Origin of the sequence: Streptomyces sp. NBC_01171 (assembly GCF_045039805.1) — a bacterium.
Lineage (GTDB): Bacteria > Actinomycetota > Actinomycetes > Streptomycetales > Streptomycetaceae > Streptomyces.
Map to the genome: position 1 here is coordinate 1,064,556 of NZ_CP108609.1, position 21,382 is coordinate 1,085,937.

Annotated in this window: 17 protein-coding genes; 7 read left to right on the forward strand and 10 right to left on the reverse strand. The window is 71.2% G+C overall.

The features are described 5' to 3' along the window. Nucleotides 1–148: 148 nt before the first annotated feature. From OG448_RS05015 to OG448_RS05045, 7 genes are all read right to left on the reverse strand, one after another. The gene (locus tag OG448_RS05015; RefSeq protein WP_405551710.1) at nt 149–2,326 is read right to left on the reverse strand and encodes a discoidin domain-containing protein; all 2,178 of its coding nucleotides are present in this window, start codon (nt 2,324–2,326) and stop codon (nt 149–151) included. A 60-nt stretch (nt 2,327–2,386) separates the two neighbouring features. Beyond that, nucleotides 2,387–3,994 carry a glycoside hydrolase family 13 protein gene (locus tag OG448_RS05020; protein WP_405551711.1) on the reverse strand — a complete coding sequence of 536 codons (1,608 nt, stop codon included), beginning with the start codon at nt 3,992–3,994 and terminating at the stop codon, nt 2,387–2,389. A gap of 40 nt (nt 3,995–4,034) precedes the next feature. Then, nucleotides 4,035–4,910, reverse strand: a complete 876-nt coding sequence (locus OG448_RS05025) for a carbohydrate ABC transporter permease (RefSeq protein WP_405551712.1) — start codon at nt 4,908–4,910, stop codon at nt 4,035–4,037. Nucleotides 4,911–4,932: 22 nt separating this feature from the next. Continuing rightward, nucleotides 4,933–5,883, reverse strand: coding sequence for a carbohydrate ABC transporter permease (locus OG448_RS05030; RefSeq protein WP_405551713.1), 951 nt, complete (start codon nt 5,881–5,883; stop codon nt 4,933–4,935). Between the two features lie 5 nt (nt 5,884–5,888). Continuing rightward, a complete protein-coding gene (locus OG448_RS05035; protein WP_405551714.1) occupies nt 5,889–7,241 on the reverse strand; it encodes an ABC transporter substrate-binding protein in 1,353 nt (450 codons plus the stop codon). Nucleotides 7,242–7,361: 120 nt separating this feature from the next. Further along, entirely contained in the window at nt 7,362–8,360 is a 999-nt protein-coding gene (locus tag OG448_RS05040; RefSeq protein ID WP_391293235.1) for a substrate-binding domain-containing protein, read from the reverse strand. A 107-nt stretch (nt 8,361–8,467) separates the two neighbouring features. Continuing rightward, a complete protein-coding gene (locus tag OG448_RS05045) occupies nt 8,468–9,100 on the reverse strand; it encodes a PAS domain-containing protein (RefSeq protein WP_405551715.1) in 633 nt (210 codons plus the stop codon). A gap of 242 nt (nt 9,101–9,342) precedes the next feature. Between OG448_RS05045 and OG448_RS05050 the strand changes: the two genes are divergently transcribed. The 3 genes from OG448_RS05050 (at nt 9,343) to OG448_RS05060 (ending at nt 10,969) form a co-directional block, all read left to right on the forward strand. Beyond that, complete coding sequence (locus tag OG448_RS05050; RefSeq protein WP_405551716.1) at nt 9,343–9,999, forward strand: helix-turn-helix domain-containing protein; 657 nt, start codon at nt 9,343–9,345, stop codon at nt 9,997–9,999. Between the two features lie 32 nt (nt 10,000–10,031). Continuing rightward, nucleotides 10,032–10,580 carry a toxin-antitoxin system, toxin component gene (locus tag OG448_RS05055; protein WP_405558694.1) on the forward strand — a complete coding sequence of 183 codons (549 nt, stop codon included), beginning with the start codon at nt 10,032–10,034 and terminating at the stop codon, nt 10,578–10,580. A gap of 170 nt (nt 10,581–10,750) precedes the next feature. After that, entirely contained in the window at nt 10,751–10,969 is a 219-nt protein-coding gene (locus OG448_RS05060) for a hypothetical protein (protein WP_131589704.1), read from the forward strand. 7 nt (nt 10,970–10,976) lie between these two features. On the opposite strand, the gene OG448_RS05065 is transcribed toward OG448_RS05060, so the two are convergent. Beyond that, a complete protein-coding gene (locus OG448_RS05065) occupies nt 10,977–11,654 on the reverse strand; it encodes a 4'-phosphopantetheinyl transferase (protein ID WP_405551717.1) in 678 nt (225 codons plus the stop codon). Between the two features lie 268 nt (nt 11,655–11,922). Between OG448_RS05065 and OG448_RS05070 the strand changes: the two genes are divergently transcribed. Further along, nucleotides 11,923–13,047, forward strand: a complete 1,125-nt coding sequence (locus OG448_RS05070; RefSeq protein WP_405551718.1) for an ATP-grasp domain-containing protein — start codon at nt 11,923–11,925, stop codon at nt 13,045–13,047. Between the two features lie 157 nt (nt 13,048–13,204). Further along, the gene (locus OG448_RS05075) at nt 13,205–14,890 is read left to right on the forward strand and encodes a carbohydrate binding domain-containing protein (protein WP_405551719.1); all 1,686 of its coding nucleotides are present in this window, start codon (nt 13,205–13,207) and stop codon (nt 14,888–14,890) included. Between the two features lie 54 nt (nt 14,891–14,944). Here the strand turns inward: OG448_RS05075 and OG448_RS05080 are convergent, their stop codons facing one another. Then, entirely contained in the window at nt 14,945–16,282 is a 1,338-nt protein-coding gene (locus tag OG448_RS05080; RefSeq protein WP_405551720.1) for a 6-phospho-beta-glucosidase, read from the reverse strand. A gap of 259 nt (nt 16,283–16,541) precedes the next feature. Here OG448_RS05080 and OG448_RS05085 point away from each other — a divergent pair, with 259 nt between their 5' ends. Then, nucleotides 16,542–17,954 (forward strand): glycoside hydrolase family 16 protein, encoded by a 1,413-nt coding sequence (locus OG448_RS05085; RefSeq protein WP_405551721.1) that lies wholly within the window; start codon nt 16,542–16,544, stop codon nt 17,952–17,954. A 291-nt stretch (nt 17,955–18,245) separates the two neighbouring features. On the opposite strand, the gene OG448_RS05090 is transcribed toward OG448_RS05085, so the two are convergent. Continuing rightward, a complete protein-coding gene (locus OG448_RS05090; RefSeq protein WP_405551722.1) occupies nt 18,246–19,151 on the reverse strand; it encodes a helix-turn-helix domain-containing protein in 906 nt (301 codons plus the stop codon). Nucleotides 19,152–19,295: 144 nt separating this feature from the next. Here OG448_RS05090 and tkt point away from each other — a divergent pair, with 144 nt between their 5' ends. Then, nucleotides 19,296–21,371, forward strand: a complete 2,076-nt coding sequence (gene tkt / locus OG448_RS05095) for a transketolase (protein WP_405551723.1) — start codon at nt 19,296–19,298, stop codon at nt 21,369–21,371. Nucleotides 21,372–21,382: the final 11 nt, after the last annotated feature.

Below are 21,382 nucleotides of genomic sequence, written 5' to 3' on the forward strand. Positions count from 1 at the left end.
GGGCACCCTACCGTGGCTTGAACCGTACCTGACCATTCTGTTCCGGGAACCGGATATTCCGCTCGGGCTCTTCGGCGAGGAGGGCGCGGACCCGGCACACCGGAACCCGCTCCCCCGGTCGAGGAGCGGGCCGGTGCGGGAGTTTTCGTCAGGGGGTCTGGTACGCCTCCACCTCGCTGAACTGGGCCGCCGGCCAGCCGGTGTTGCCGGTGACGGTCAGGCGGAGGTGGCGGAGGCTGGTGCCGCTCGGGAGGGAGACGGTGACGGTGTTGCCGGTCGCCGGGTCGAAGCGGTAGTCCTTGGCGGCGGACACGGTGGTCCAGTTCAAGCCGTCGGTGCTGCCCTGTACGGCGATGGTCTGGGTGCGGGCACCCCACGCCGAGGACGGGGGCAGCTTGAGGACGAGGCGGCGGACCGGGTAGGCGGAACCCAGGTCGGACGTCCAGGACTGCGGGAAGGCGTTGTTGGCCGACTCCCAGTAGGTGTTGGCGTCGCCGTCGGCCGCCTTGCCGGGGGTGTAGACGTCCTGGGAGCCGGTCGCGGTGGCCGGGCGGCCCTTGACCAGGTTGCGGCCCGGGTCCGGTTCGGGGTTGCCCTGGCCGGGCTGGGGCCAGGTCGAACAGTCCGACCAGGTGCTGTTCCAGCCGGAGTTGCCGCCGCCGTCGGTGAGCGCGAAGGCGCCGGAGTTCGCCGGGTAGGGGCAGTTGTAGATCCCGGCGACGCCCACCTGGGTGGCGGTGACGTTCCTGAAGGTGGCCGCGCCCTGCGCCTCGGCCTGGACGACCACGGTCCCGGTGTTCTTCACCGTCGCGCCGGTCACGTTGACGTTGCGCACCGGGTAGCCCTGGCCGCCGCCGGACACGAACTCGAAGGCGCTGTACGGGCTGTCGGTGATCGTGGTGTCGGTGATGTCGACCGTGGCGTTGATGGCGCTGTCGTAGGAGTCGACACGCAGCGCGCCCATCGGGTGGTTCCAGTTGGGGTTGAGGGCGCCCGCCCGGACCAGAGTGTTCCCGGCGACCGTGATGGTGCCGGCCAGCGGGGAGAAGGGGTCGAGGAACTTCTGGTTGGAGATGGCGATGCCGCTGCCGAGGGCGTTGGTGTCGGAGACCAGGTTGTTCTTCACCGAGATGTCGGTGCCGCCGTAGATGGCGATGCCGTTGGCCAGGTTGGGCTGCGAGATGGTGTTGCTCTCGAAGCTCGAGTTGGAGTCGGGCGCGTTCAGGGACCACATGGCGAGGGAGTCGTCGCCCTGGTTGCGCAGGAAGTTGTTGCTGACGCGGACCCCGCGGGCGTTGCCGTTGAGGTTGAGGCCGTCGGCGGTGGTGTCGAGGATGCGGTTGTTCTCCACGACCAGGTTGTCGTTGTTGCCGGTCAGCCACAGGCCGACCTTCATGTGCTGGACCCACATGCCGGAGACCGAGGAGCCCGGGCCGAGCGAGCCGTTGACGAAGTTGTCCGGGCTGGAGTCGACGCGCTCGGTGACCTCGCCGACGACCGCGAAGTCCCGCAGGTGGACGTTGCCGGAGGAGCTGGACTGGTCGATGAAGCGGGAGGTGTGCACGACCGAGTACCAGTGCCCGGCGCCGCGCAGCGTCACGTTCTGCACGCCACCGAGCGAGGACGTGATCCGGTAGTCGCCCGGCGGAATCCACACCGTGCCGCCCTGCGCGGCCGCGATGGCGTCGCGGAACGCCTGGGTGGAGTCGCCACCGCCGCTGGGGTCGGCGCCCTTGGAGACCACGGACACCGAACCGGCGGGCTGGGTTGCGGCGGCCGCGGCCTGCTCGAAGTCGGCCACGTCGACCGTGACTTGGGTGCCGGTGGACTCGAAGGCGACCTTGTCGCCCGCCTGGACGTTCTGGCCGAGCAGGAGGCGGACGTTGTCGAAGAAGTGGTGGGTCTTCGCGCCGGCGATCCAACTGGTGTCGACATAGCTGTATTTGGAGGTCACCGGGAGCGTCTTGGCGATCCGGGTCCCGTTGACGTAGACGGCGAGCGAGCCGGACTGGCCGTCCGGGACGCTGTAGGCGACGTTCACGGCGTTGGCCGCGCGCGGCACGGTGAACTCCACGCGCTGCCCGGAGTTGAGGCGTACGGCCTGCCGTCCGGACGCCTCGGAGGCGAGGCTGCCCTGGGTGTGGTCGGGGCCGATCTTGGTGCCGGTGGTGGTGGCGGACTCGGCCTCGACGGAGGTGAAGGGGAGGGTGGCGCCCGCGGCGGCCTGGGCGGCCGGTGCGAGGGCGACCGTCATGCCCGCGGCGAGGGCGACGACGGCCCCTACGGCGGGCAGGCACCTCACGTGTCTGGCTGTGCTGCTGTTCATGTGCTGATCCCTTCAGGGTGGGGGTGCCGGGGATAGCAGGTGGTGCGGGGGTGGGGCGGCTCAGGCGCGCAGCCAGACCGCCGTGTCCTGCGGCAGTCGGCCCGCCTCGTCCAAGGGGCCGCTGCTGAGCAGGAGTTCGGAGTGCGCAGGCAGGTCGGCGGGTGCGGCGGCGAGGTTCACCACGCACACGGCGCCGTCGGCGCGCGCGAAGGCGAGGGCGCCTTCGGGGGCGGGGAGCCAGCTCAGCGGGCCGTCGCCGAACGCGGGACGGGCGGCGAGGGCCTCGCGGTACAGGGTGAGCATGGAGTGCGGATCGCGCTCCTGCCGGTCGACCGCGTACGCCGCCCAGCCCGCCGGCTGCGGCAGCCAGGGCTCCTCGCGCGAGCCGAACCCGGCCCAGGGGGCGTCGGCGGTCCAGGGCAGCGGGACCCGGCAGCCGTCGCGGCCGGGGTCGGCGCCGCCCGAGCGGTGGTGCATCGGGTCCTCGATCCGGTCCACCGGGATGTCCGCCTCGGGCAGGCCAAGCTCCTCCCCCTGGTACAGGTAGACCGAGCCGGGCAGGGCGAGGGAGAGCAGGGCGGCGGCACGGGCGCGGCGGGTGCCGAGCGCGAGGTCGGTGGGGGTGCCGAACGCCTTGGCGGCGAAGTCGAAGCCGGTGTCGGCGCGGCCGTAGCGGGTGACGGTGCGGGTGATGTCGTGGTTGCACAGCACCCAGGTGGCGGGGGCGCCCACGGGTGCGTGCTCGGCGAGCGTGGAGTCGATGGCGGCGCGCAACCGGTCCGCGTCCCAAGGGCAGGACAGAAAAGCGAAGTTGAAGGCGGTGTGCAGTTCGTCGGGGCGCAGGTAGCGGGCGAAGCGCTCGGCGTCGGGGAGCCAGACCTCGCCGACGAACACCCCGTCGTACTCGTCGGCGACCGCGCGCCAGGCGCGGTAGATCACGTGGAGTTCGTCGCGGTCGACGAAGGGGTGCGGGTCGGGGGCCCCGGCGAGGTCGGGCAGATCGGGGTCCTTGGCGAGCAGGGCGGCGGAGTCGATTCGGACGCCCGCGACACCGCGCTCGAACCAGAAGCGCAGGATGTCCTCGTGCTCGCGCCGGACGGCCGGGTGGGCCCAGTTGAGGTCGGGCTGCTCGGGAGTGAACAGGTGCAGGTACCAGTCGCCGTCCGGCAGCCGGGTCCACACCGGTTCGGTGGAGCCGACGAACTGCGACGGCCAGTCGTTGGGCGGGAGTTCACCGTGCGCCCCGCGTCCGGGGCGGAAGTGGAACAGTTCGCGCTCGGGGCTGCCGGGCCCGGCGGCGAGCGCGGCCCGGAACCAGGGGTGCTGGTCGGAGACGTGGTTGGGCACGATGTCGACGATGGTGCGGATGCCCAGCTCACGTGCCTCGGCGATGAGCTTCTCGGCCTCCGCGAGGGTGCCGAAGGCGGGGTCGACGGTGCGGTAGTCGGCGACGTCGTAGCCGCCGTCCTTCATCGGGGACAGGTACCAGGGGTTGAACCACAGGGCGTCCACGCCGAGTTCGGCGAGGTAGGGCAGCCGGGCGCGGACGCCGGCGAGGTCTCCGGTGCCGTCGCCGTCGCCGTCGGCGAAGCTGCGCACGTACACCTGGTAGATGACGGCCGAGCGCCACCAGTCGGCCTGCCTGCGGGCATGGGTGGGCTGTGCCACGGTGCGTGCCCTTTCTGTCGAGTCTGTCGAGGGGGCCGGGTCAGCCCTTGGTGCTGCCCGCGCTGATCCCGGCGATGATGTGCCGCTGGAACACGAGGAAGAGCGCCACCATGGGGATGCTGGCGATCACCATGGCCGCAACGAGCACGGTGAGCTGGATGTTCTGCGACAACTGGACGAGGGCCACACTGATCGGCTGCTTGTCGGTGTCGGAGAAGACCATCAGCGGCCAGAGGAAGTCCTGCCAGACGGCGACCAGCGCGAAGATGGAGACCACGCCGAGCACCGGCCGGGACATGGGCAGCACCACCGACCACAGGGTGCGCAGCTTCCCCGCGCCGTCGATCTCGGCGGCCTCCAGCACATCGCGGGGCAACTGGTCGAAGAACCGCTTGAGCAGGTACAGGTTGAAGGCGTTGGCGACGGCCGGCAGCCAGATGCCGAGCGGGTCGTTGAGCAGGCTGGTGTGGATCAGCGGCAGGTCGGCCGCGGTCAGGTACTTCGGTACGACGAGGGCCTGCGCCGGGACCATCAGGGTGGCGAGGATGCCGCCGAGGACCACGTTGCCGAAGGCGGGCTTCAGCTTGGACAGGGCGTAGGCGGCGGCCGTGCAGAACACGAGCTGGAACACCCAGGCACCGGCCGCCTGCACCACCGTGTTCCACAGGTGCTGCGGGAGCTGCATCAGGTCCCAGGCGTCGGTGTAGCCGTCCAGGTGCCAGTGCTCGGGGACGAGGGTGGGTGGGGTGCGGGCGATCTCGTCGGGGGACTTCATCGCGCCGGACGCCATCCAGTACACCGGGAACAGGAAGGCGAGCGCGAAGAGGACGACGACGGCCCCGAACACCGTCCAGTACAGGGCCTTTCCGCGCGGACGGGCGAGGGTGGCCGGGGAGATGAGGGTACGGGTGCTCATGCGTCCCCCTCGGTACGGGTGCTCATGCGTCCCCCTCGCTGCCGGTGAGCCGGAGGTAGAGGGCGGAGAAGGCGCCGAGCAGCACCAGCAGCATGACGCTGAGGGCGCATGCCCCGCCGAAGTCGTTGTAGAGGAAGGCGTACTTGTAGATCAGGTAGAGCACGGTCACGGTCGCGCTCTCCGGGCCGCCCCCGGTGATCACGAAAGGCTCGGTGAACACCTGCATGGTGGCGATGATCTGGAGGAGCATCAGCATCAGGATCACGAACCGGGTCTGCGGGATCGTGACGTGCCGGATGCGCTGGAGCAGGTTGGCTCCGTCGAGTTCGGCGGCCTCGTACAGCTCGCCGGGGATGGACTGGAGGGCGGCGAGGTAGATGAGGACGGTGCCGCCGAGGTTGGCCCAGGTCGCCACGATCACCAGGGAGATCAGCGCGGTGTCGGTGCCGTTGGACCAGTTCGAGGTGGGCAGGTGCAGGGCGCGCAGCGTCTCGTTGGCGAGGCCGGCACCGGGGTCGTAGAACCACTTCCACAGCAGGGCGCTGACCACCGGCGGGATCATCACCGGGAGGTAGACCACGACCCGGAAGAACGCCTTCGCGTGCCGGAGTTCGTTGAGCACCAGGGCGAGCACGAAGGGGACGGCGAAGCCGACGAGGAGGGCGAGCACCGTGAAGGTGAGGGTGTTGCGCCAGGCCGCGCCGAACTCCGGATCGTGCAGGACCCGGCGGAAGTTGGCGGTGCCGACCCACTCGGGCGCGGAGCCGGGGGTGTAGCGCTGGAAGGCGATGACGACGGCGCGGATGGCCGGGTACCAGGAGAACAGGGCGAAGCAGATCAGGCCGCCGAGGAGGAAGCCGTAGGCGCGGACCTGGTCGGTGAAGGCCCGGCGGCCCCGGCCGCCGCCCGCCGGGGACGGGGGCGGGGCCAGGGGGGCGGCGGCCGCGGGGAGCCGCTCGGCCGTCTTGGTCATGGCGGTCAGCCCCGCGCCAGGATGCTGTCGATCTTGCCGTTGGCCTCCTTGAGGAGCTGGTCGGCGTCCGCGTCCTTCTTGGTGAGGACGGCGGAGACGACCCCGTCGAGCACCGAGTAGATCTGCTGGGCGTGCGGCGGCTCGATCTTCATGTCCAGACTCTGGTTGCCGTCCAGGAACGACTGGTAGTTCTCCACCGGGACATTGGCGTTGGCCTTCTTGACCTGCTGGTCCTTGGCGTCGGCGGCGCCGGTGAACAGGCGCGGCTCGGGCAGGCCGACCGGGGCGTCGTTCTTCTTGGCGCGGGCGTAGTCGCCGAGGAAGCCGCCTCCGGGGGTGAGGAACATGTGGTCGAGCCACTTGAGGCCGGCGCGGATCTGGGCGGGGCTGGCCTTCTTGTTGAACATGTAGCCGTCGCCGCCGATGAGCGTGCCCTTGCCACCGGGCATGGGGGCGAGCGCGAGGTCCTTGTACGAGCCGCCCTTCTCCTTCACCAGGATCGGGATGTTGTCCGGCGCCGAGAGGTACATGCCGAGCTTGCCCGAACCCATCATCTGCTGGGCGTCGTTGATGACGAGGAGCTGCTTGCTGCCCATGGAGTCGTCCGCCCAGCGCATGTCGTGCAGGTTCTCCAGCACGGCGTGGCCCTCGGGGGTGTCCACGGTGGCCTTCTTGCCGTCGGCGCTGACGACGTCACCGCCCTGGGAGTACAGCTCGGCGGTGAAGTGCCAGCCGCCCTGGTTCTGGGCGCTGTAGTCGGCGTATCCGACGGTGCCGTTGCCGAGTCCGGCGATCTTCTTGGCGGCGGCACGGACCTCGTCCCAGGTGGCCGGGGGCTTGTCGGGGTCGAGGCCGGCCTTCTTGAAGAGGGCGCGGTTGTAGATCAGCCCCATGGAGTAGCCGGTGCGCGGGATGCCGTAGACCTTGCCGTCGACGGTGTAGATGTCCCGGAGCTGCTTCTGGATGCTGTCGTAGCTCCTGAGTTCCTTGACGTACGGGGTGAGGTCGGCGGCCTGGTGGATGTCGACCACATGCCGGGCATCGGTGAAGTAGGTGTAGAACACGTCCTCCATCTGGCCGCCGGCGAGCTTGGCGTCGAAGGTCTTGGGGTCCTGGCAGGGGAAGGCGTCGTGGGCGACCACATCGATGTCCGGGTGGGTCTTCTCGAAGGAGGCGATGTCCTCTGCGAAGAACCGGCGGTCGACCTTGGCGCTCTTGGGCGGCTCGCAGTTGACGGTGATGCGGGTCTTGCCGCCCGCCGAGCTGTCGTCGTCCGAGCCGCAGGCTGCTGCGGTGAGGGCGAGGGAGGAACAGACGCCGATCGCGGCGACGGTGCGGCGGAACCCGGTGCTTCTCATCGGTGGACCCCTCAAGGCAGGAGCGGTGGGCGCCGCACACTCAAGCACCGACGACACCGGGCCGCAAGATGTCGCGCAGAATCTGTAATTATTTGACAGCCGACCGGTTCCCCGGCGCGCTCAGTCGCGCGGCGCTTGCGCGGTGGAGCCCCGGACCACCAGCTCGGGCTCGAACAGCAGCTCCTCGGCGGGGACGGCGGTGCCGCCGATCTGCGCGTTCAGCAGTTCCACGGCGGCCCGGCCCATGGCCTCGATGGGCTGGCGGACGGTGGTGAGCGGGGGCTCGGTGCAGTTCATGAACGCCGAGTCGTCGTAGCCGACCACGGAGATCTGGCCCGGCACGTCGAGTCCCTTGCGCCGGGCGGCCCTTACCGCGCCGAGGGCGAGGGGGTCGCTGGCGCAGATGATGCCGGTGACGCCCCGGTCGATGAGCCGGGAGGCGGCGGCGTGGCCGCCCTCGATGGAGAAGATGGCACGGGCCACATGGGCGTCCGGCAGGCCGTCCGCGAGGGCCCGGGCGGCGGCGAGCTTGCGGGCGGAGGGCACGTGGTCGCCGGGGCCGAGGACCAGGCCGATGCGCTCGTGGCCGAGGGAGGCGAGGTGGCGCCACGCCTGCTCGACGGCGACCGTGTCGTCGCAGGAGACGGCGGGGAAGCCGAGGTGCTCTATGGCCGCGTTGACCAGCACGACCGGGATGCTGCGGTCCGCGAGGCGGCGGTAGTGGTCGTGCGGGGCGTCGGCCTGCGCGTACAGGCCGCCGGCGAAGACGACGCCGGAGACCTGCTGCTGGAGGAGGAGTTCGACGTAGTCGGCCTCCGAGACGCCGCCCTTGGTCTGGGTGCACAGCACCGGGGTCAGCCCGAGCTGGGCGAGCGCACCGCCGATGACCTCGGCGAACGCCGGGAAGATCGGGTTCTGGAGTTCCGGCAGGACGAGGCCGACCAGCCGGGCCCGCTCCCCGCGCAACTGGGTGGGGCGCTCGTAGCCCAGTACGTCCAGGGCGGTGAGGACCGACTGCCGGGTGGCGTCGGAGACTCCGGGCTTGCCGTTGAGCACCCGGCTGACCGTGGCCTCGCTGACCCCGACCTTCTTCGCCACTTCCGCAAGTCGTCGCGTCATGCGCGCAAGGGTAGCGCAAGTTACGCAAACAGCTTGCGTAACAAGGTCGCGGGTGCGGATGACCCGGCGCCGTCGATGACCTGAACACCGACGGGGCCGGGTCGGGTCTATGGGGTGGGGACGACCATCAGGTGGGCGCGCCGGCCGGAGGCGGACGGCTGCCGGGGGATCATCGTCAGGCGCCGGTGGCCCAGGTCGCGCAGGAAGGGCGGGGTCTCGTCCACGACCCGGCACTCGGCGGTGCCCCGGCGCGGGTCCGGGTGGTGCAGCAGACGCACGGCGCCGTCGAACCGGGCCGCGCTCTCGCCGACCGCGTGTATCCAGTAAGGCAACCCCTGCCGGTAGGCGGCCTCCATGATCGGGTCGTGGGCCACGTCCCGGCGTATCGCCTGGAGTTCGTGGTCGTGGCCGTACCCCTCCATCGCGGCCTTGAGCTGGGCCAGCATCGGCAGGCACCAGCCCGGCTCGTGCTCGCCGAGCACCCGGCCCGCGTCGGGGTGGAAGAGGACGAAGCGCAGGAAGTTGTCGCCGGGCATAGCGGTGGGGTGGTGCCGGACCTCCCCGAAGAGGGCGGCGAAGGCGTCGTTGGCCAGAATGACGTTCCAGCGGTGGTCCACGACGAGCGAGGGGAACGGGGCGGCCTCCACCACGGCGGCGTAGTCGTCCAGATACTCCCGCGCCTCACAGCTCTCGGGGACGGACCGGGATACCGGCCGCCGCCCGCCCGCCTGATGTGCCATCGGGTGGTCACCCCTCTTGCCTCGGCCGCCTGCTCGCGGCGCTGCGATCCTGCTGCTCCGACGAGAGCCGTGTCAACTATCGTGGCATTTCATGCCTGTTGACGGCTGAAATTCGCCACAGTTGTGGCGAGACCTGGATGCGAGTTCGAACCACGGGCTACTCTCCGGGATGTTCACGGCGGCCGGGGGTGACAAGCGCGCCCGATCTCGCGCGGCCCTTGAGAGACGTAGGAGTTCTGTCGGTGACGGATGGCTACGAGAATCCGGGCGCCACGGCGACCGCTCAGCTTCCGGCCGTCGTCGCCCGCGTCACCGCGCTCGCCGACCGGCTCGGCGTCCCGCACCCCGAGGTCTTCGACACCGCCCGGCTCTCGGTCGGCAGCGGGGTCCCGGAACCGGTGGTCAAGGCGCTGCTCACCGGCCGCCCGGCCGGTGAACCGGACGTGCAGGCCCGCTTCCTGCAACGCCTTGACCTGCTGCGCCGCACCCGGCTCAAGCCCGGCGGGCGCAGATACACCCAGCAGGAGATCGCGGACGGCGCGGGCATGTCCCGGCAGCAGGCCGGCGCCCTGATCAACGGCGACCGGCGCCCCACGATGGAGCACTGCGACGCGCTCCAGCGGTTCTTCCACGTGCACGCCGGGTTCCTCACGGCGGAGGACCCCGAGGCGCTCGCGGGCGTCCTCCAGCACATCGAGCAGGAGCTGCTCCAGAAGCTGGCGGACCGGGAGCGGGCCGCCTCCGGGACGGCGCAGGACCCGCTGGAGCGGCTGCTCCAGGACCACGGGGTGCGCGGGATCGCCTGGCGGGCCGCCCAGCTCCCCACCGATCAGCACCGCGACAAGGTCGCGGAGTGGCTGGACATGCTGCTGGAGAGCGTCCGGCAGCCGGAGTCGTGAACGGCATGGGGTCCCCGAGCATCGCCAAGGGCATGCGGCGGCTGTGCGCCGAACTGGTCGGGCAGTTGGACCGGCGGCCCGCGCCGGTGCCGCCCGAGGAGCTGTACCGCTCACTGTGCTCGGCGATGAGCCGCAGGCGCGGTCGCCCGGTGCACTTCCGTACGTCGGTCTTCCCGCCCGGCACGGCCAGCGGGCTGTGGCTGGACATGAGCGACCGCGATCTGGTCGTGGTGGAGGAACGCACCGCGCCCGACCACCAGTTGGTGATCCTCGGCCACGAGCTGTGGCACATGCAGACCGACCACGCCGCCCACCGGATCGACGGTCTCGGGATCGGCGTGGCCACCCGGCTGCTGACGGACGACACCGACCGGGACGCGCTGCGGGCGGCCGTGCAGCGGGTCGCCGCGCGCACCCGGTTCGACCAGGACGAGGAGCGGGAAGCGGAGACCTTCGGCCTGCTGCTGGCCAGCAAGTGCCGTACCCGGATGCGGGGTTCGTCGCTGAGCGGCCCGGTCCGCCGGGACGACGTGGCCGGGCGGATCGGTACGTCGCTGGGGTATCCGGGGCCGCAGGGCTGAGGCTCGGCCGGCCGATCCCGACGGCACCCCTGAGCCGTACGGGCGACCCCGGGCGGGCCGCAGCCGACGCGTTGTCAGTGGTGGGCGGCAAGCTGGAACCCTGCGTGCCGCGAGGGGCGGTGCGCGGCGCCAGCGTGCGTGAACCGTGCCGCCGACCGGGGAGCCGACCGATGCCGACCGCCGTACTGACCGACCGTGAGCGCACCGCCGTCCAGGCGTACCTCCGGCTGCTGCACACCGTGCGGGCCACGCTGGACGGGCCGCCGGACGCGGCTCCGGCCATGGTGCCGCCGGCCGTGCTGGCGGAGGCCGAACGGGCGCTGGCGGGTGCCGGGCTGGCGGGGAACGAGGACGAGTTCTTCGAGCTGCTGCGCGCCTGGTGCCCATAGCCCCGGATCAGGGGGCAGGTACGGTCACCGCCGTCAGGACCAGTCCGTCGCCGGTGATCCAGTGGCCGTCGAAGCGGGTCAGACGGGCACCGTCCACCAGGGGGCCCGGCACGAGGAGCCGGGCGCGGAAGGTGCCCCGGTCGTCGTGCGTGGGGACCAGTTCGATGTCGGCCTCGGAGAAGTCCAGCCAGGCGCGGGTCAGCGGGAACCACGCCTTGTACACGGACTCCTTGGCGCTGAACAGCAGCCGGTCGAAGTGCACACCGGGGCGGGCGGCGGCCAGCGTCCGCTGCCGGTCCCGTTCGGCGGGCAGGGAGACGGAGTCGAGGACGCCCTCGGGCAGCGGTTCGTGCGTCTCGGCGTCGATGCCGAGCGAGGCGAGGTCACCCGCGCGGGCCAGGGCCGCACACCGGTAGCCGTCGCAGTGCGTCATGCTGCCGAGCAGCCCGTCCGGCCAGACGGGTGCGCCGCGCTCGCCGGTCGGCACGGGGGCCGGCGCCCGGCCGAGCTTCTCCATCGCACGCCGGGCACAGACCCGGGCCGAGGTGAATTCCAGGCGCCGCTTGGCGACCGCGCGGTCCACGAGTGCCCGTTCCTCGGGGAAGAGCGCGGTGTCCGGGTCGTCGTCGGGGACGCCGTACGACTCCACGGCGACCACCGTGTCCGGCAGCAGCTCCTCGATCACCGGGTACCCGACCTCCCACGACAGTGCGGCGCGGCACCACGACAGCACATCGCCGGGGCACGGGCAAGAGCGGCCCTCTTCCGGGGCCGACGCGCCCGGTGAATCCGTAACACGCGCGTTGCACGAACCACTCCGCGCAGGCCGTATGATCGCCCCATCACTCGCTGCCCAACACCCCTTTTCTTAGGGCGGTTTGGTGACCCTTCCTTCCTCCTGTCCGGGCGCGGACCGCTGAGTCCTGCCCGAAAACCCCCGAAAGGCGGCCCGCATGGTCTCTCGCGTACGCGTATGGCTCAACCGCACGTACGCGGAGAACGTGTTCTTCATGGATCAGCTCCGGAGAAACCCGAGCGACCGCGCCGTGGAGATCCACGCGACGCACGCTGACCCGGACTCCCCGGTACTGGCCGCCGCCGACACCGCCGCGCTGGAGCCGGAGGGACTGTCCCCCGCCGGGTACGTCGAGTACGCGCTCGACCAGTGCGCCCGGCGTGGCATCGATGTCTTCGTGCCCCGGCTGCACCAGGCGGCGATCGTGGCGCACCGCGCCGACTTCGCCGCGGCGGGTACGGCCCTGCTGGCGCCGACGCCGGAGGCGGTGGCGGTGTTCGAGGACAAGGTGACCGCGTACGAGGTGGTCCGTTCGGTGGGCGTGCCGGTGCCGCCGTGGTTCCGGGTCCGCACGGCGGACGAACTCGTCTCGGCCGTAGAGGAGTTGGAGGCGGCCGGGCACCGGGCGTGCTTCAAGCCCGCCTCCGGGGCGGGCGGGGTCGGCTTCCGGATGATCACCCGCTCGCCCTTCTCGCTGGCGCACCTGAGCGGCTTCCCCAGCCCGTACGTGCAGCTCGACCTGGCCGTGTCGGCGCTGCGGGAGGCCGAGGAGCCGGTGGACCTGCTGGTGATGCCGAGGCTGGAGCAGCCGGAGGTGTCGGTGGACTGCCTGACCGGCCCGGACAACCGGGTCCGGCTGATGGTGGGCCGCACCAAGAACGGCCGGCGTCGCGGCTTCACCCTGGACGAGCGCTGGCTCGCCCCGGCCCGGCTGATCGCGGAGGGCTTCGGGCTGCACTACCTGTCCAACATCCAGTTCCGCATGCTGGGCGACCGGCCGGTGCTGCTCGACGTCAACACCCGTGCCGCCGGCGGCCTGCACCAGCTCTCGCTGTGCGGGGTCAACGCCCCGTGGGCCGCCGTGCAGTTGGCGTTGGGTGAGGACCCCGGCACGGTCGAGCCGCCGTTCCTGGGCCAGGACTACGCGGTGGTCTCCGGGCCGCGCCCGCTGGGCCCGTCGACCCTCACCGAGCAGGAGCCCGAGGAGGCAGAGGTGTGCCTGCCCGCGCCCGCGGCACCGCTCGCCGCTTCGGCCGCGGCAGGAGCCGCGCTGCCGCTGTAGCACCCCGTCACCATCCCGGTATGGACCAATCCCGTGCTGTCCCTTGACAGCTGGATTGGTCCATACCACTTTGGGGGGCGCACTCTCCGCAGGCTCGTTCCGCACTTCCCGCACCCCGGTGCACTCCCGAACGCCCCCATACCATCAGGGAGATCGCGTGCGACACCTTCTCGGGCGTCCCAGACGCCGGCTTCTCGCCCTGCTCGGCACCGCCGCCCTGGCACTCGGCGGGGCCGTCGCCCTGCCGGGCACCGCCGAGGCGGCCAACGTGCTCACCAACCCCGGCTTCGAGTCCGGCGGCCTGTCCCCGTGGACCTGTTCCGGCAACCTCGGCTCGGTCGTCTCCTCCCCCGTGCACGGCGGCTCCAAGGCGCTCCAGGGCGCGGTGAGTTCGAGCGACACCGCGCAGTGCGCGCAGACCGTCGCCGTGAAGCCGAACACCGCGTACACCCTCACCGGCTGGGTCCGCGGCTCGTACGTCTACCTCGGGGTGGACGGCGGCGCCTCCACCTGGACCTCCTCCCCCTCCGCGTACAGCCAGCTCAGCGTCTCCTTCACCACCGGCGCCTCGCAGACCAGCGCGACCGTGTACGTGCACGGCTGGTACGCGCAGGGCTCCTACCAGGCCGACGACATCAGCCTGGACGGGCCGGGTGGCGGGGGCGGTGGTGACACCCAGGCACCCAGTACGCCGAGCGGCCTCACCTCGACCGGCAAGACCTCCTCGAGCGTCTCGCTGAAGTGGAACGCGGCCACCGACAACGTGGGCGTCACCGCGTACGACATCTACAGCGGCTCCAACCAGGTGCTCAGCGTCTCCGGGACGACGGCCACGGTCAGCGGGCTCTCGCCGAGCACCGCGTACACCTTCACGGTGAAGGCGCGGGACGCGGCCGGGAACACCTCCGGCGCCTCCAACTCGGTCTCGGTGACGACGAACGCGGGCTCGGGCGGCGGCACCACCTTCAAGCAGGCCGCGCCGTACCTGTACGAGGGCTGGGGCGACCCGCCGAATCCGGCGACGGTGATGAACGCGACCGGGGTGAAGTGGTTCACCATGGCGTTCGTGCTGGACTCCGGCGGCTGCAACCCCTCCTGGGACGGCAGCCGGCCGCTGACCGGCGGAGTGGACCAGACCGCGATCAACCAGATCCGCTCGGCGGGCGGTGACATCGTGCCGTCGTTCGGCGGCTGGCAGGGCAGCAAGCTCGGCGCCAACTGCTCCTCGGCGAGCGCGCTGGCGGGCGCGATCCAGAAGGTGATCGACGCCTACTCGCTGAAATCGATCGACATGGACATCGAGAACACGGACGAGTTCGAGAACGAGGCCGTGCAGGCGAAGATCCTCACCGCGCTGAAGACGGTCAAGGCGAACAACCCGGGTCTGAAGACCATCGTCACCTTCGGCACCACGACCACCGGCCCGACCTACTACGGCAACCGGCTCATCGAGCAGGCCAAGTCGATCGGCGCCGACATCGACGTGTTCACGATCATGCCGTTCGACTTCGGCGGCGGCTCGGACATGTACGGCAACACGGTGAACGCGGCCGAGGGTCTGAAGGCCAAGCTGAAGTCGACCTTCGGCTGGGACGACGCCACCGCGTACTCCCACATCGGCATCTCCGGGATGAACGGCCTCTCCGACCAGCAGGAGAACACCACGCCGGAGATCTGGACGAAGATCCGTGACTGGTCCAACTCGCACCACATCGCCCGGCTCGCCTACTGGGCGGTCAACCGGGACCGGCCCTGCCCCGGCGGGGGCGTGGTGAGCAACTGCTCCGGTATCAGCCAGAGCAACTGGCAGTTCACCTCGATCACGGCCGGCTTCACCGGCTGAGCCTCGCACGACCCGCGTGGGGGGCCGCTCGGCGGAGCGGCCCCCCACCCGTGTTCACTTCAGATACGCCAGCTCCGGGTGGGCGGCGGTGTAACCGTCGACCAGCCGCCGGGCCACGTTGACCGAGTCGACCAGCGGATGCAGCGCGAACGCCTTCACAGCCGTCTCCCGCGATCCCGACCCGGCGGCGGCCAGCACCTCCCGCTCGACCGCCTTGACCGCACAGACCAGGCCGGTCGCGTGGGCGGGCAGGGGGTCCGTGGCCAGCGGGTGCGCGCCGTCCGCGCCGACCAGGCAGGGCACCTCGATCACCGCGTCCGCGTCCAGCGCGGCGAGCGTGGAGCGGTTGCGGACGTTGAGGATCAGGGTGGTGCGCTCGTCTCGGGCGATGGCCCGCATCAGCGCGAGCGCCACTTGCTCGTAGCCGCCCGACAGGTCCTCCTCCTCACGCTCCCCGGCCCCGGCGCTCTCCCGGTTCTCCGCCATGTACGTCGCCTCACGCTCGGCCCGGGTGTCCTCCCAGGCCCGCAGCGCGGACCCGCCGGGGCGCAGCGCGTCGGTGTAGAACCGGGACTGCTGGTCGCGCAGGAAGGCGCCGCGGGTCTGCTCGGCCTCCTGGTAGGCGCGTACGGTCTCGCGGTTGAAGTAGTAGTAGTGCAGGTACTCGTTGGGGATCGCGCCGAGGGAGCGCAGCCACTCGGGGCCGAACAGCCGTCCCTCCTCGAAGGAGCCGAGCCGGTCCACGTCGGACAGCAGACGCGGCAGTTCGTCGCGTCCGGCGATGCGCAGGCCGCGTACCCAGCCGAGGTGGTTGAGGCCGACGTAGTCGACGAACGCCTCGCGCGGGTCGGCGCCGAGGGCGCGGGCGACGCGGCGGCCGAGGCCGACGGGGGAGTCGCAGATGCCGATGACCCGGTCGCCGAGGTACCGGGACATGGCCTCGGTGACCAGGCCGGCCGGGTTGGTGAAGTTGATGACCCAGGCGTCGGGCGCGAGCCGGGCCACCCGCCGGGCGATGTCGACGGCGACGGGCACGGTCCGCAGCCCGTACGCGATACCCCCCGCGCCCACCGTCTCCTGCCCGAGCACCCCCTCGGCCAGCGCCACCCGCTCGTCCTCGGCCCGCCCCCGCAGCCCCCCGACCCGGATCGCGGAGAACACGAAGTCGGCCCCGCGCAGCGCGTCGTCCAGCTCGGTGGTCGCCCGCACGACGGGCGCGTCCGGCACCCCGTCCGCCTGCTCGGCCAGCACCCGCGTCACCGCGTCCAGCCGCCCGGCGTCCACATCGTGCAGGACGACCTCGGTCACCCGCCCCTCGCCCCGGTCAGCCAGCAGCGCGCCGTACACGAGCGGCACCCGGAACCCGCCGCCGCCCAGAATCGTCAGCCTCATGTCTCACCCTTTCGGCACGCCTGGTCCGATCATGGCACGCGGGGCCGAGGGGAAGTCGGGACCGCGCGGCCTGCCGAGCAAGCGATCTGCACCGGTAAGCCCGCCTTCAGGCAGTGAACTCCCGCCCCTGGTACGGACTTTGCCTGCTTCAACCCTTGACGGCCGCAGGAGTGGGGAGCACATTGTGCGCACCCTGAGAGCGCTCTCAAGAGCCCCTCAGGGCCCCCGCACTCCACCCCGTACCCCGGAAGGCACCCCCATGAGTGAAACCTCCGGTACCTCCCCGGCCGGCGGCAGACGCCGGCGTTCCGTCCGGCGGGCGCTGGTCGCCGCCCTCGGCACACTCGGGCTCGCGGCCGCGGCCGCGGTGGCCGGTGTCGCGCCCGCCGACGCGTCGGCCCCGGCGCCGCCGTCCGGCTGGACCCAGGTGTTCCTGGACGACTTCAACGGCTCGGCGGGCTCCGGCGTCAACACCGCCAACTGGCAGTACGACATCGGCACTTCGTATCCGGGCGGCGCCGCCAACTGGGGCACCGGCGAAGTCGAGACGATGACCAACAGCACCAGCAACGTCGCGCTCGACGGCAACGGCAACCTGCAGATCACCCCGCGCCGCGACTCCTCGGGCCGCTGGACCTCGGGCCGTATCGAGACCAACCGGACCGACTTCCAGCCCCCGGCGGGCGGCAAACTGCGGGTGCAGGCCCGCATCCAGATGCCGAACGTCACGGGCGCGGCGGCCAAGGGCTACTGGCCGGCGTTCTGGGCGCTGGGGGCACCGTACCGGGGCAACTACCAGAACTGGCCGGGCGTCGGCGAGCTGGACATCATGGAGAACGTCCAGGGCCTGAACACCGTCTGGTCGACGTTCCACTGCGGCACCAACCCGGGCGGCCCGTGCAACGAGACCACGGGGGTCGGCAACTCCACGGCCTGCCCCGGCAGCACCTGCCAGTCCGCGTTCCACACCTACGCGATGGAGTGGGACCGCTCGACCTCCGTCGAGGAGATCCGCTTCTACGTCGACGGGGTCAACCTGCACACCGTGCGGGCGAACCAGTTCGACGCGACGACCTGGAACAACGCCACGAAGCACGGCTACTTCCTCATCCTCAACGTGGCGATGGGCGGCGGCTTCCCGGGCGCCTTCGGCGGCGGCCCCTACGCCGACACCGACCCGGGCCACCCGATGAGCGTGGACTACGTCCAGGTGCTCCAGTCCGGCAGCGGCGGCGGCACCACTCTCCCGCCCACCGGCAACCGGGACGCCTACGGCACCATCCAGGCCGAGTCCTTCGACAGCCAGTCCGGGGTGAACACCGAGACCACCACGGACTCCGGCGGCGGCCAGAACCTCAGCTACGTCTCCAACGGTGACTGGGCGCAGTACAAGGGCGTCAACTTCGGCTCCTCGCCCGCCACTCAGCTCAAGGCCCGGGTGGCCAGCGGGGCGGCGTCCGGGGTGGGCGGGCTGGTCGAGGTACGGCTCGACAGCCGGTCCAACGCCCCCATCGGCAGCTTCGCCCTGTCCGGCACCGGCGGCTGGCAGAACTGGCAGACCATCCCGGCCAACATCAGCGGGGTCACCGGCACCCACGACGTCTATCTCACCTTCAGCAGCGGCCAGCCGGCCGACTTCGTGAACGTGAACTGGTTCAGCTTCGCGCACTGACCGAAGCGGGCGGCGCCGGGGTCATCCGGTCCGGCGCCGCCGACCGTCAGTAGTTCCAGCGGTTCCGGCTGCCGTCGCTCCGGCAGTGGATCAGCCGCCCGTTCCCCGCGTGGGCGGAGCCGCCGACGTCCGGGCTGCGGCACCCGACGGCCTTGTCCTTGTGTCCCCGTCGCCGACGCGCACCCACTCTTCGTCAGCCACGGCGTGACATCGCGGTCCCCGGCGACCCGCTCGTCCTCGTAGGACGTCTTGACGGGGATCTCACCCCTCGTCACCCCGGCAGACGAGATGTCAGCTCAGCTCCGCCCGGAACCCCACCGGCGTGACTCCCGTGTGCAGATGGAAGAACTTGGAGAAGTTGGCCGCGTCCGGGAAGCCGATCGCCGCGCCGACCCGGCCGATGGGCATGTCGGTGTGGGCGAGGAGACGCTTGGCCTCCAGGATGACGCGCTTGTCGATGAAGCCCTTGGGAGTCTGGCCGGTGGCGGCGCGGACCGCGCGGACGAGGGTGCGGCGGGAGTAACCGAGCGCGTCCGCATAGGCGTTGACGCTGTGGTTGGAGTGGAAACCGCGCTCCACCGCGTCCCGGAACAGGGTGAAGGTGGTGTCCGCCTGGCTCCGGTCGGCCTCGGCTGAGCTGGCCGCGAGGTGGGCGAGGCGGAGCAGGAACGCGGTGAGGCTGTGCCGCAGGACGGCCGTGTGCAGGCTGATCGGCAGGGTCGCGGTGTCCTCGTACTCGCGGCCGAGCTGGGCGAGGGAGTTCCGCAGCGCGGTGAGCTGCGCCGGGCCGGGGTGCAGCAGCGGCGGCAGGTCGTAGCGGTACAGGCCGGTCGCCTCGACGGTGGAGCGGGGCAGGAAGCCGGGCTGCATGGTCAGGACGGTGCCCCGGTACCGGCTGGTGCGGGAGAAGCGGTGCACCTGGCCGGGGCGGATCCAGAGCACGTCACCCGCGCCGGCCTCGTACTCGGCGAAGTCGATCATGTGCCGGACCGGTCCCTCGGTGAACAGCATCACGACGTGGAAGTCGATGCGGTGGACCCGGTCCAGCGGGGCATCCGCATGCCAGGTGCGGTCCTCACCCATGGGGCCGACCTGCATGCCGACACCGCCGACGGCCAGCTCGGTCGGGAAGGGGAAGGTCCTGATCCCGTCACCGTCCGTGCCGCGACCCACACCTTGAGGCGATCTGTCCGCCATGTTCGATTTGCCGTTCCTATCAAGCGATCGGTGTCCCAGATTCACCACAGGCTGACACACCCCGACCTTTCCGCGAAAAAGTCAGACTTTTAAGTTTGAACGCGTTTGGTCAGCATCCCTGCTTCTGAAGAGGACTTCTTGAAGATGAGCACGCAGACACCCGAGAGCTTCGAGTGGACCGATCTCGACCGCCGCGCCGTCGACACGGCCCGGCTTCTCGCGGCCGACGCGGTGCAGAAGGTCGGCAACGGCCACCCCGGCACCGCGATGAGCCTCGCGCCTGCCGCGTACACGATCTTTCAGAAGGTGATGAGGCACGACCCGGCCGACCCGGAGTGGACCGGCCGTGACCGCTTCGTGCTCTCTCCCGGTCACACCTCGCTGACCCTCTACACCCAGCTCTTCCTCGCCGGGTACGAGCTGGAGCTGGACGACCTCAAGGCGTTCCGCACCCAGGGCTCCAAGACCCCCGGCCACCCCGAGTACGGGCACACCGCCGGTGTGGAGACCACCACCGGACCGCTCGGCCAGGGTGCCGCCAACGCGGTGGGCATGGCGATGGCCGCCCGCTTCGAGCGCGGTCTCTTCGACCCGGAGGCCCCCGAGGGCACCTCCCCCTTCGACCACACCATCTGGGCGATCGTCTCCGACGGCGACCTGGAGGAGGGCGTCTCCGCCGAGGCGTCCTCGCTCGCCGGCCACCAGAAGCTCGGCAACCTCGTCTTCCTCTACGACGACAACCACATCTCCATCGAGGGCGACACCGAGACCGCCTTCTCCGAGGACGTCCTGGGGCGGTACGAGGCGTACGGCTGGCACACCCAGCGCATCGAGCCCACCGCCGACGGCGACGTGGACGTCCCCGCGCTGCACGCCGCGCTGGAGGCCGCCAAGGCCGAGACCGGCCGCCCCTCCATCATCGCCATGCGCACGATCATCGCCTGGCCCGCGCCGACCGCGCAGAACACCGAGGCGTCCCACGGCTCCGCCCTGGGCGACGAGGAGATCGCGGCCACCAAGCGCGTCCTCGGCTTCGACCCGGAGCAGACCTTCGAGGTCTCCGACGAGGTCCTGCGCCACGCCCGCCGCGCCCTGGACCGGGGTGCCGAGGCGCACGCCGCCTGGGACAAGAAGATCGCCGAGTGGCGCACCGCCCAGCCCGAGCGCGCCGAGCTGTTCGACCGCGTCTCCAAGGGCGAGCTGCCCGAGGGCTGGCAGGACGCGCTCCCGGCGTTCGAGGAGGGCAAGTCCGTCGCCACCCGCGCGGCCTCCGGCAAGATCCTCCAGGCGCTCGGCCCGGTGCTGCCGGAGCTGTGGGGCGGCTCGGCCGACCTCGCCGGCTCCAACAACACCACGATCGACAAGACCAGCTCCTTCCTGCCGAAGGGCAACCCGCTGCCCGAGGCGAACCCGTACGGCCGTACCGTCCACTTCGGTATCCGTGAGTTCTCCATGGCCGCGGAGATGAACGGCATCGCGCTGCACGGCAACACCCGCATCTACGGCGGCACCTTCCTGGTGTTCTCCGACTACATGCGCAACGCCGTCCGTATGTCGGCCCTGATGCAGCTCCCGGTCACCTATGTGTGGACCCACGACTCCATCGGCCTCGGCGAGGACGGCCCGACCCACCAGCCGGTCGAGCACCTGGCCTCGCTGCGCGCGATCCCGGGCCTGAACGTGGTCCGCCCGGCGGACGCCAACGAGACCGCCATCGCCTGGGCCGAGATCCTGAAGAGGCACGCCACCGACCCGGCCCCGCACGGCCTCGCCCTCACCCGCCAGGGCGTACCGACGTACGCTCCGAACGAGGACGCGGCCAAGGGCGGCTACGTCCTCGCCGACTCCTCGACCGAGGTCCCGGAGGTGATCATCATGGCGACCGGCTCCGAGGTCCAGCTCGCCATGGCCGCCCGTGACGCCCTTGAGGCCGAGGGCACCGGTACGCGCGTGGTGTCCATGCCGTGCGTGGAGTGGTTCGACCAGCAGCCGGCCGCCTACCGGGAGAGCGTCCTGCCGGCCGCCGTGAAGGCGCGCGTCGCCGTCGAGGCGGGCATCGGCCTGACCTGGTACCGCTATGTGGGTGACGCGGGCCGCATCGTCTCCCTGGAGCACTTCGGCGCCTCCGCCGACGCGAACGCCCTGTTCGCCGAGTACGGCTTCACCCCCGAGAACGTCGCCGCCGCCGCCCGCGCCTCGCTGGCCGCCGCGCGCGCCTGATCCCCCGCGAC

Bases quoted from the DNA above. Each gene is read 5' to 3' on its own strand.
- OG448_RS05035 (WP_405551714.1), bottom strand. From the start codon at position 7,241: ATGAGAAGCACCGGGTTCCGCCGCACCGTCGCCGCGATCGGCGTCTGT.
- OG448_RS05040 (WP_391293235.1), bottom strand. From the start codon at position 8,360: ATGACGCGACGACTTGCGGAAGTGGCGAAGAAGGTCGGGGTCAGCGAG.
- OG448_RS05085 (WP_405551721.1), top strand. From the start codon at position 16,542: ATGAGTGAAACCTCCGGTACCTCCCCGGCCGGCGGCAGACGCCGGCGT.
- OG448_RS05090 (WP_405551722.1), bottom strand. From the start codon at position 19,151: ATGGCGGACAGATCGCCTCAAGGTGTGGGTCGCGGCACGGACGGTGAC.
- OG448_RS05030 (WP_405551713.1), bottom strand. From the start codon at position 5,883: ATGACCAAGACGGCCGAGCGGCTCCCCGCGGCCGCCGCCCCCCTGGCC.
- OG448_RS05060 (WP_131589704.1), top strand. From the start codon at position 10,751: ATGCCGACCGCCGTACTGACCGACCGTGAGCGCACCGCCGTCCAGGCG.
- OG448_RS05055 (WP_405558694.1), top strand. From the start codon at position 10,032: ATGCGGCGGCTGTGCGCCGAACTGGTCGGGCAGTTGGACCGGCGGCCC.
- OG448_RS05015 (WP_405551710.1), bottom strand. From the start codon at position 2,326: ATGAACAGCAGCACAGCCAGACACGTGAGGTGCCTGCCCGCCGTAGGG.
- OG448_RS05045 (WP_405551715.1), bottom strand. From the start codon at position 9,100: ATGGCACATCAGGCGGGCGGGCGGCGGCCGGTATCCCGGTCCGTCCCC.
- tkt (WP_405551723.1), top strand. From the start codon at position 19,296: ATGAGCACGCAGACACCCGAGAGCTTCGAGTGGACCGATCTCGACCGC.
- OG448_RS05080 (WP_405551720.1), bottom strand. From the start codon at position 16,282: ATGAGGCTGACGATTCTGGGCGGCGGCGGGTTCCGGGTGCCGCTCGTG.
- OG448_RS05070 (WP_405551718.1), top strand. From the start codon at position 11,923: ATGGTCTCTCGCGTACGCGTATGGCTCAACCGCACGTACGCGGAGAAC.
- OG448_RS05025 (WP_405551712.1), bottom strand. From the start codon at position 4,910: ATGAGCACCCGTACCCTCATCTCCCCGGCCACCCTCGCCCGTCCGCGC.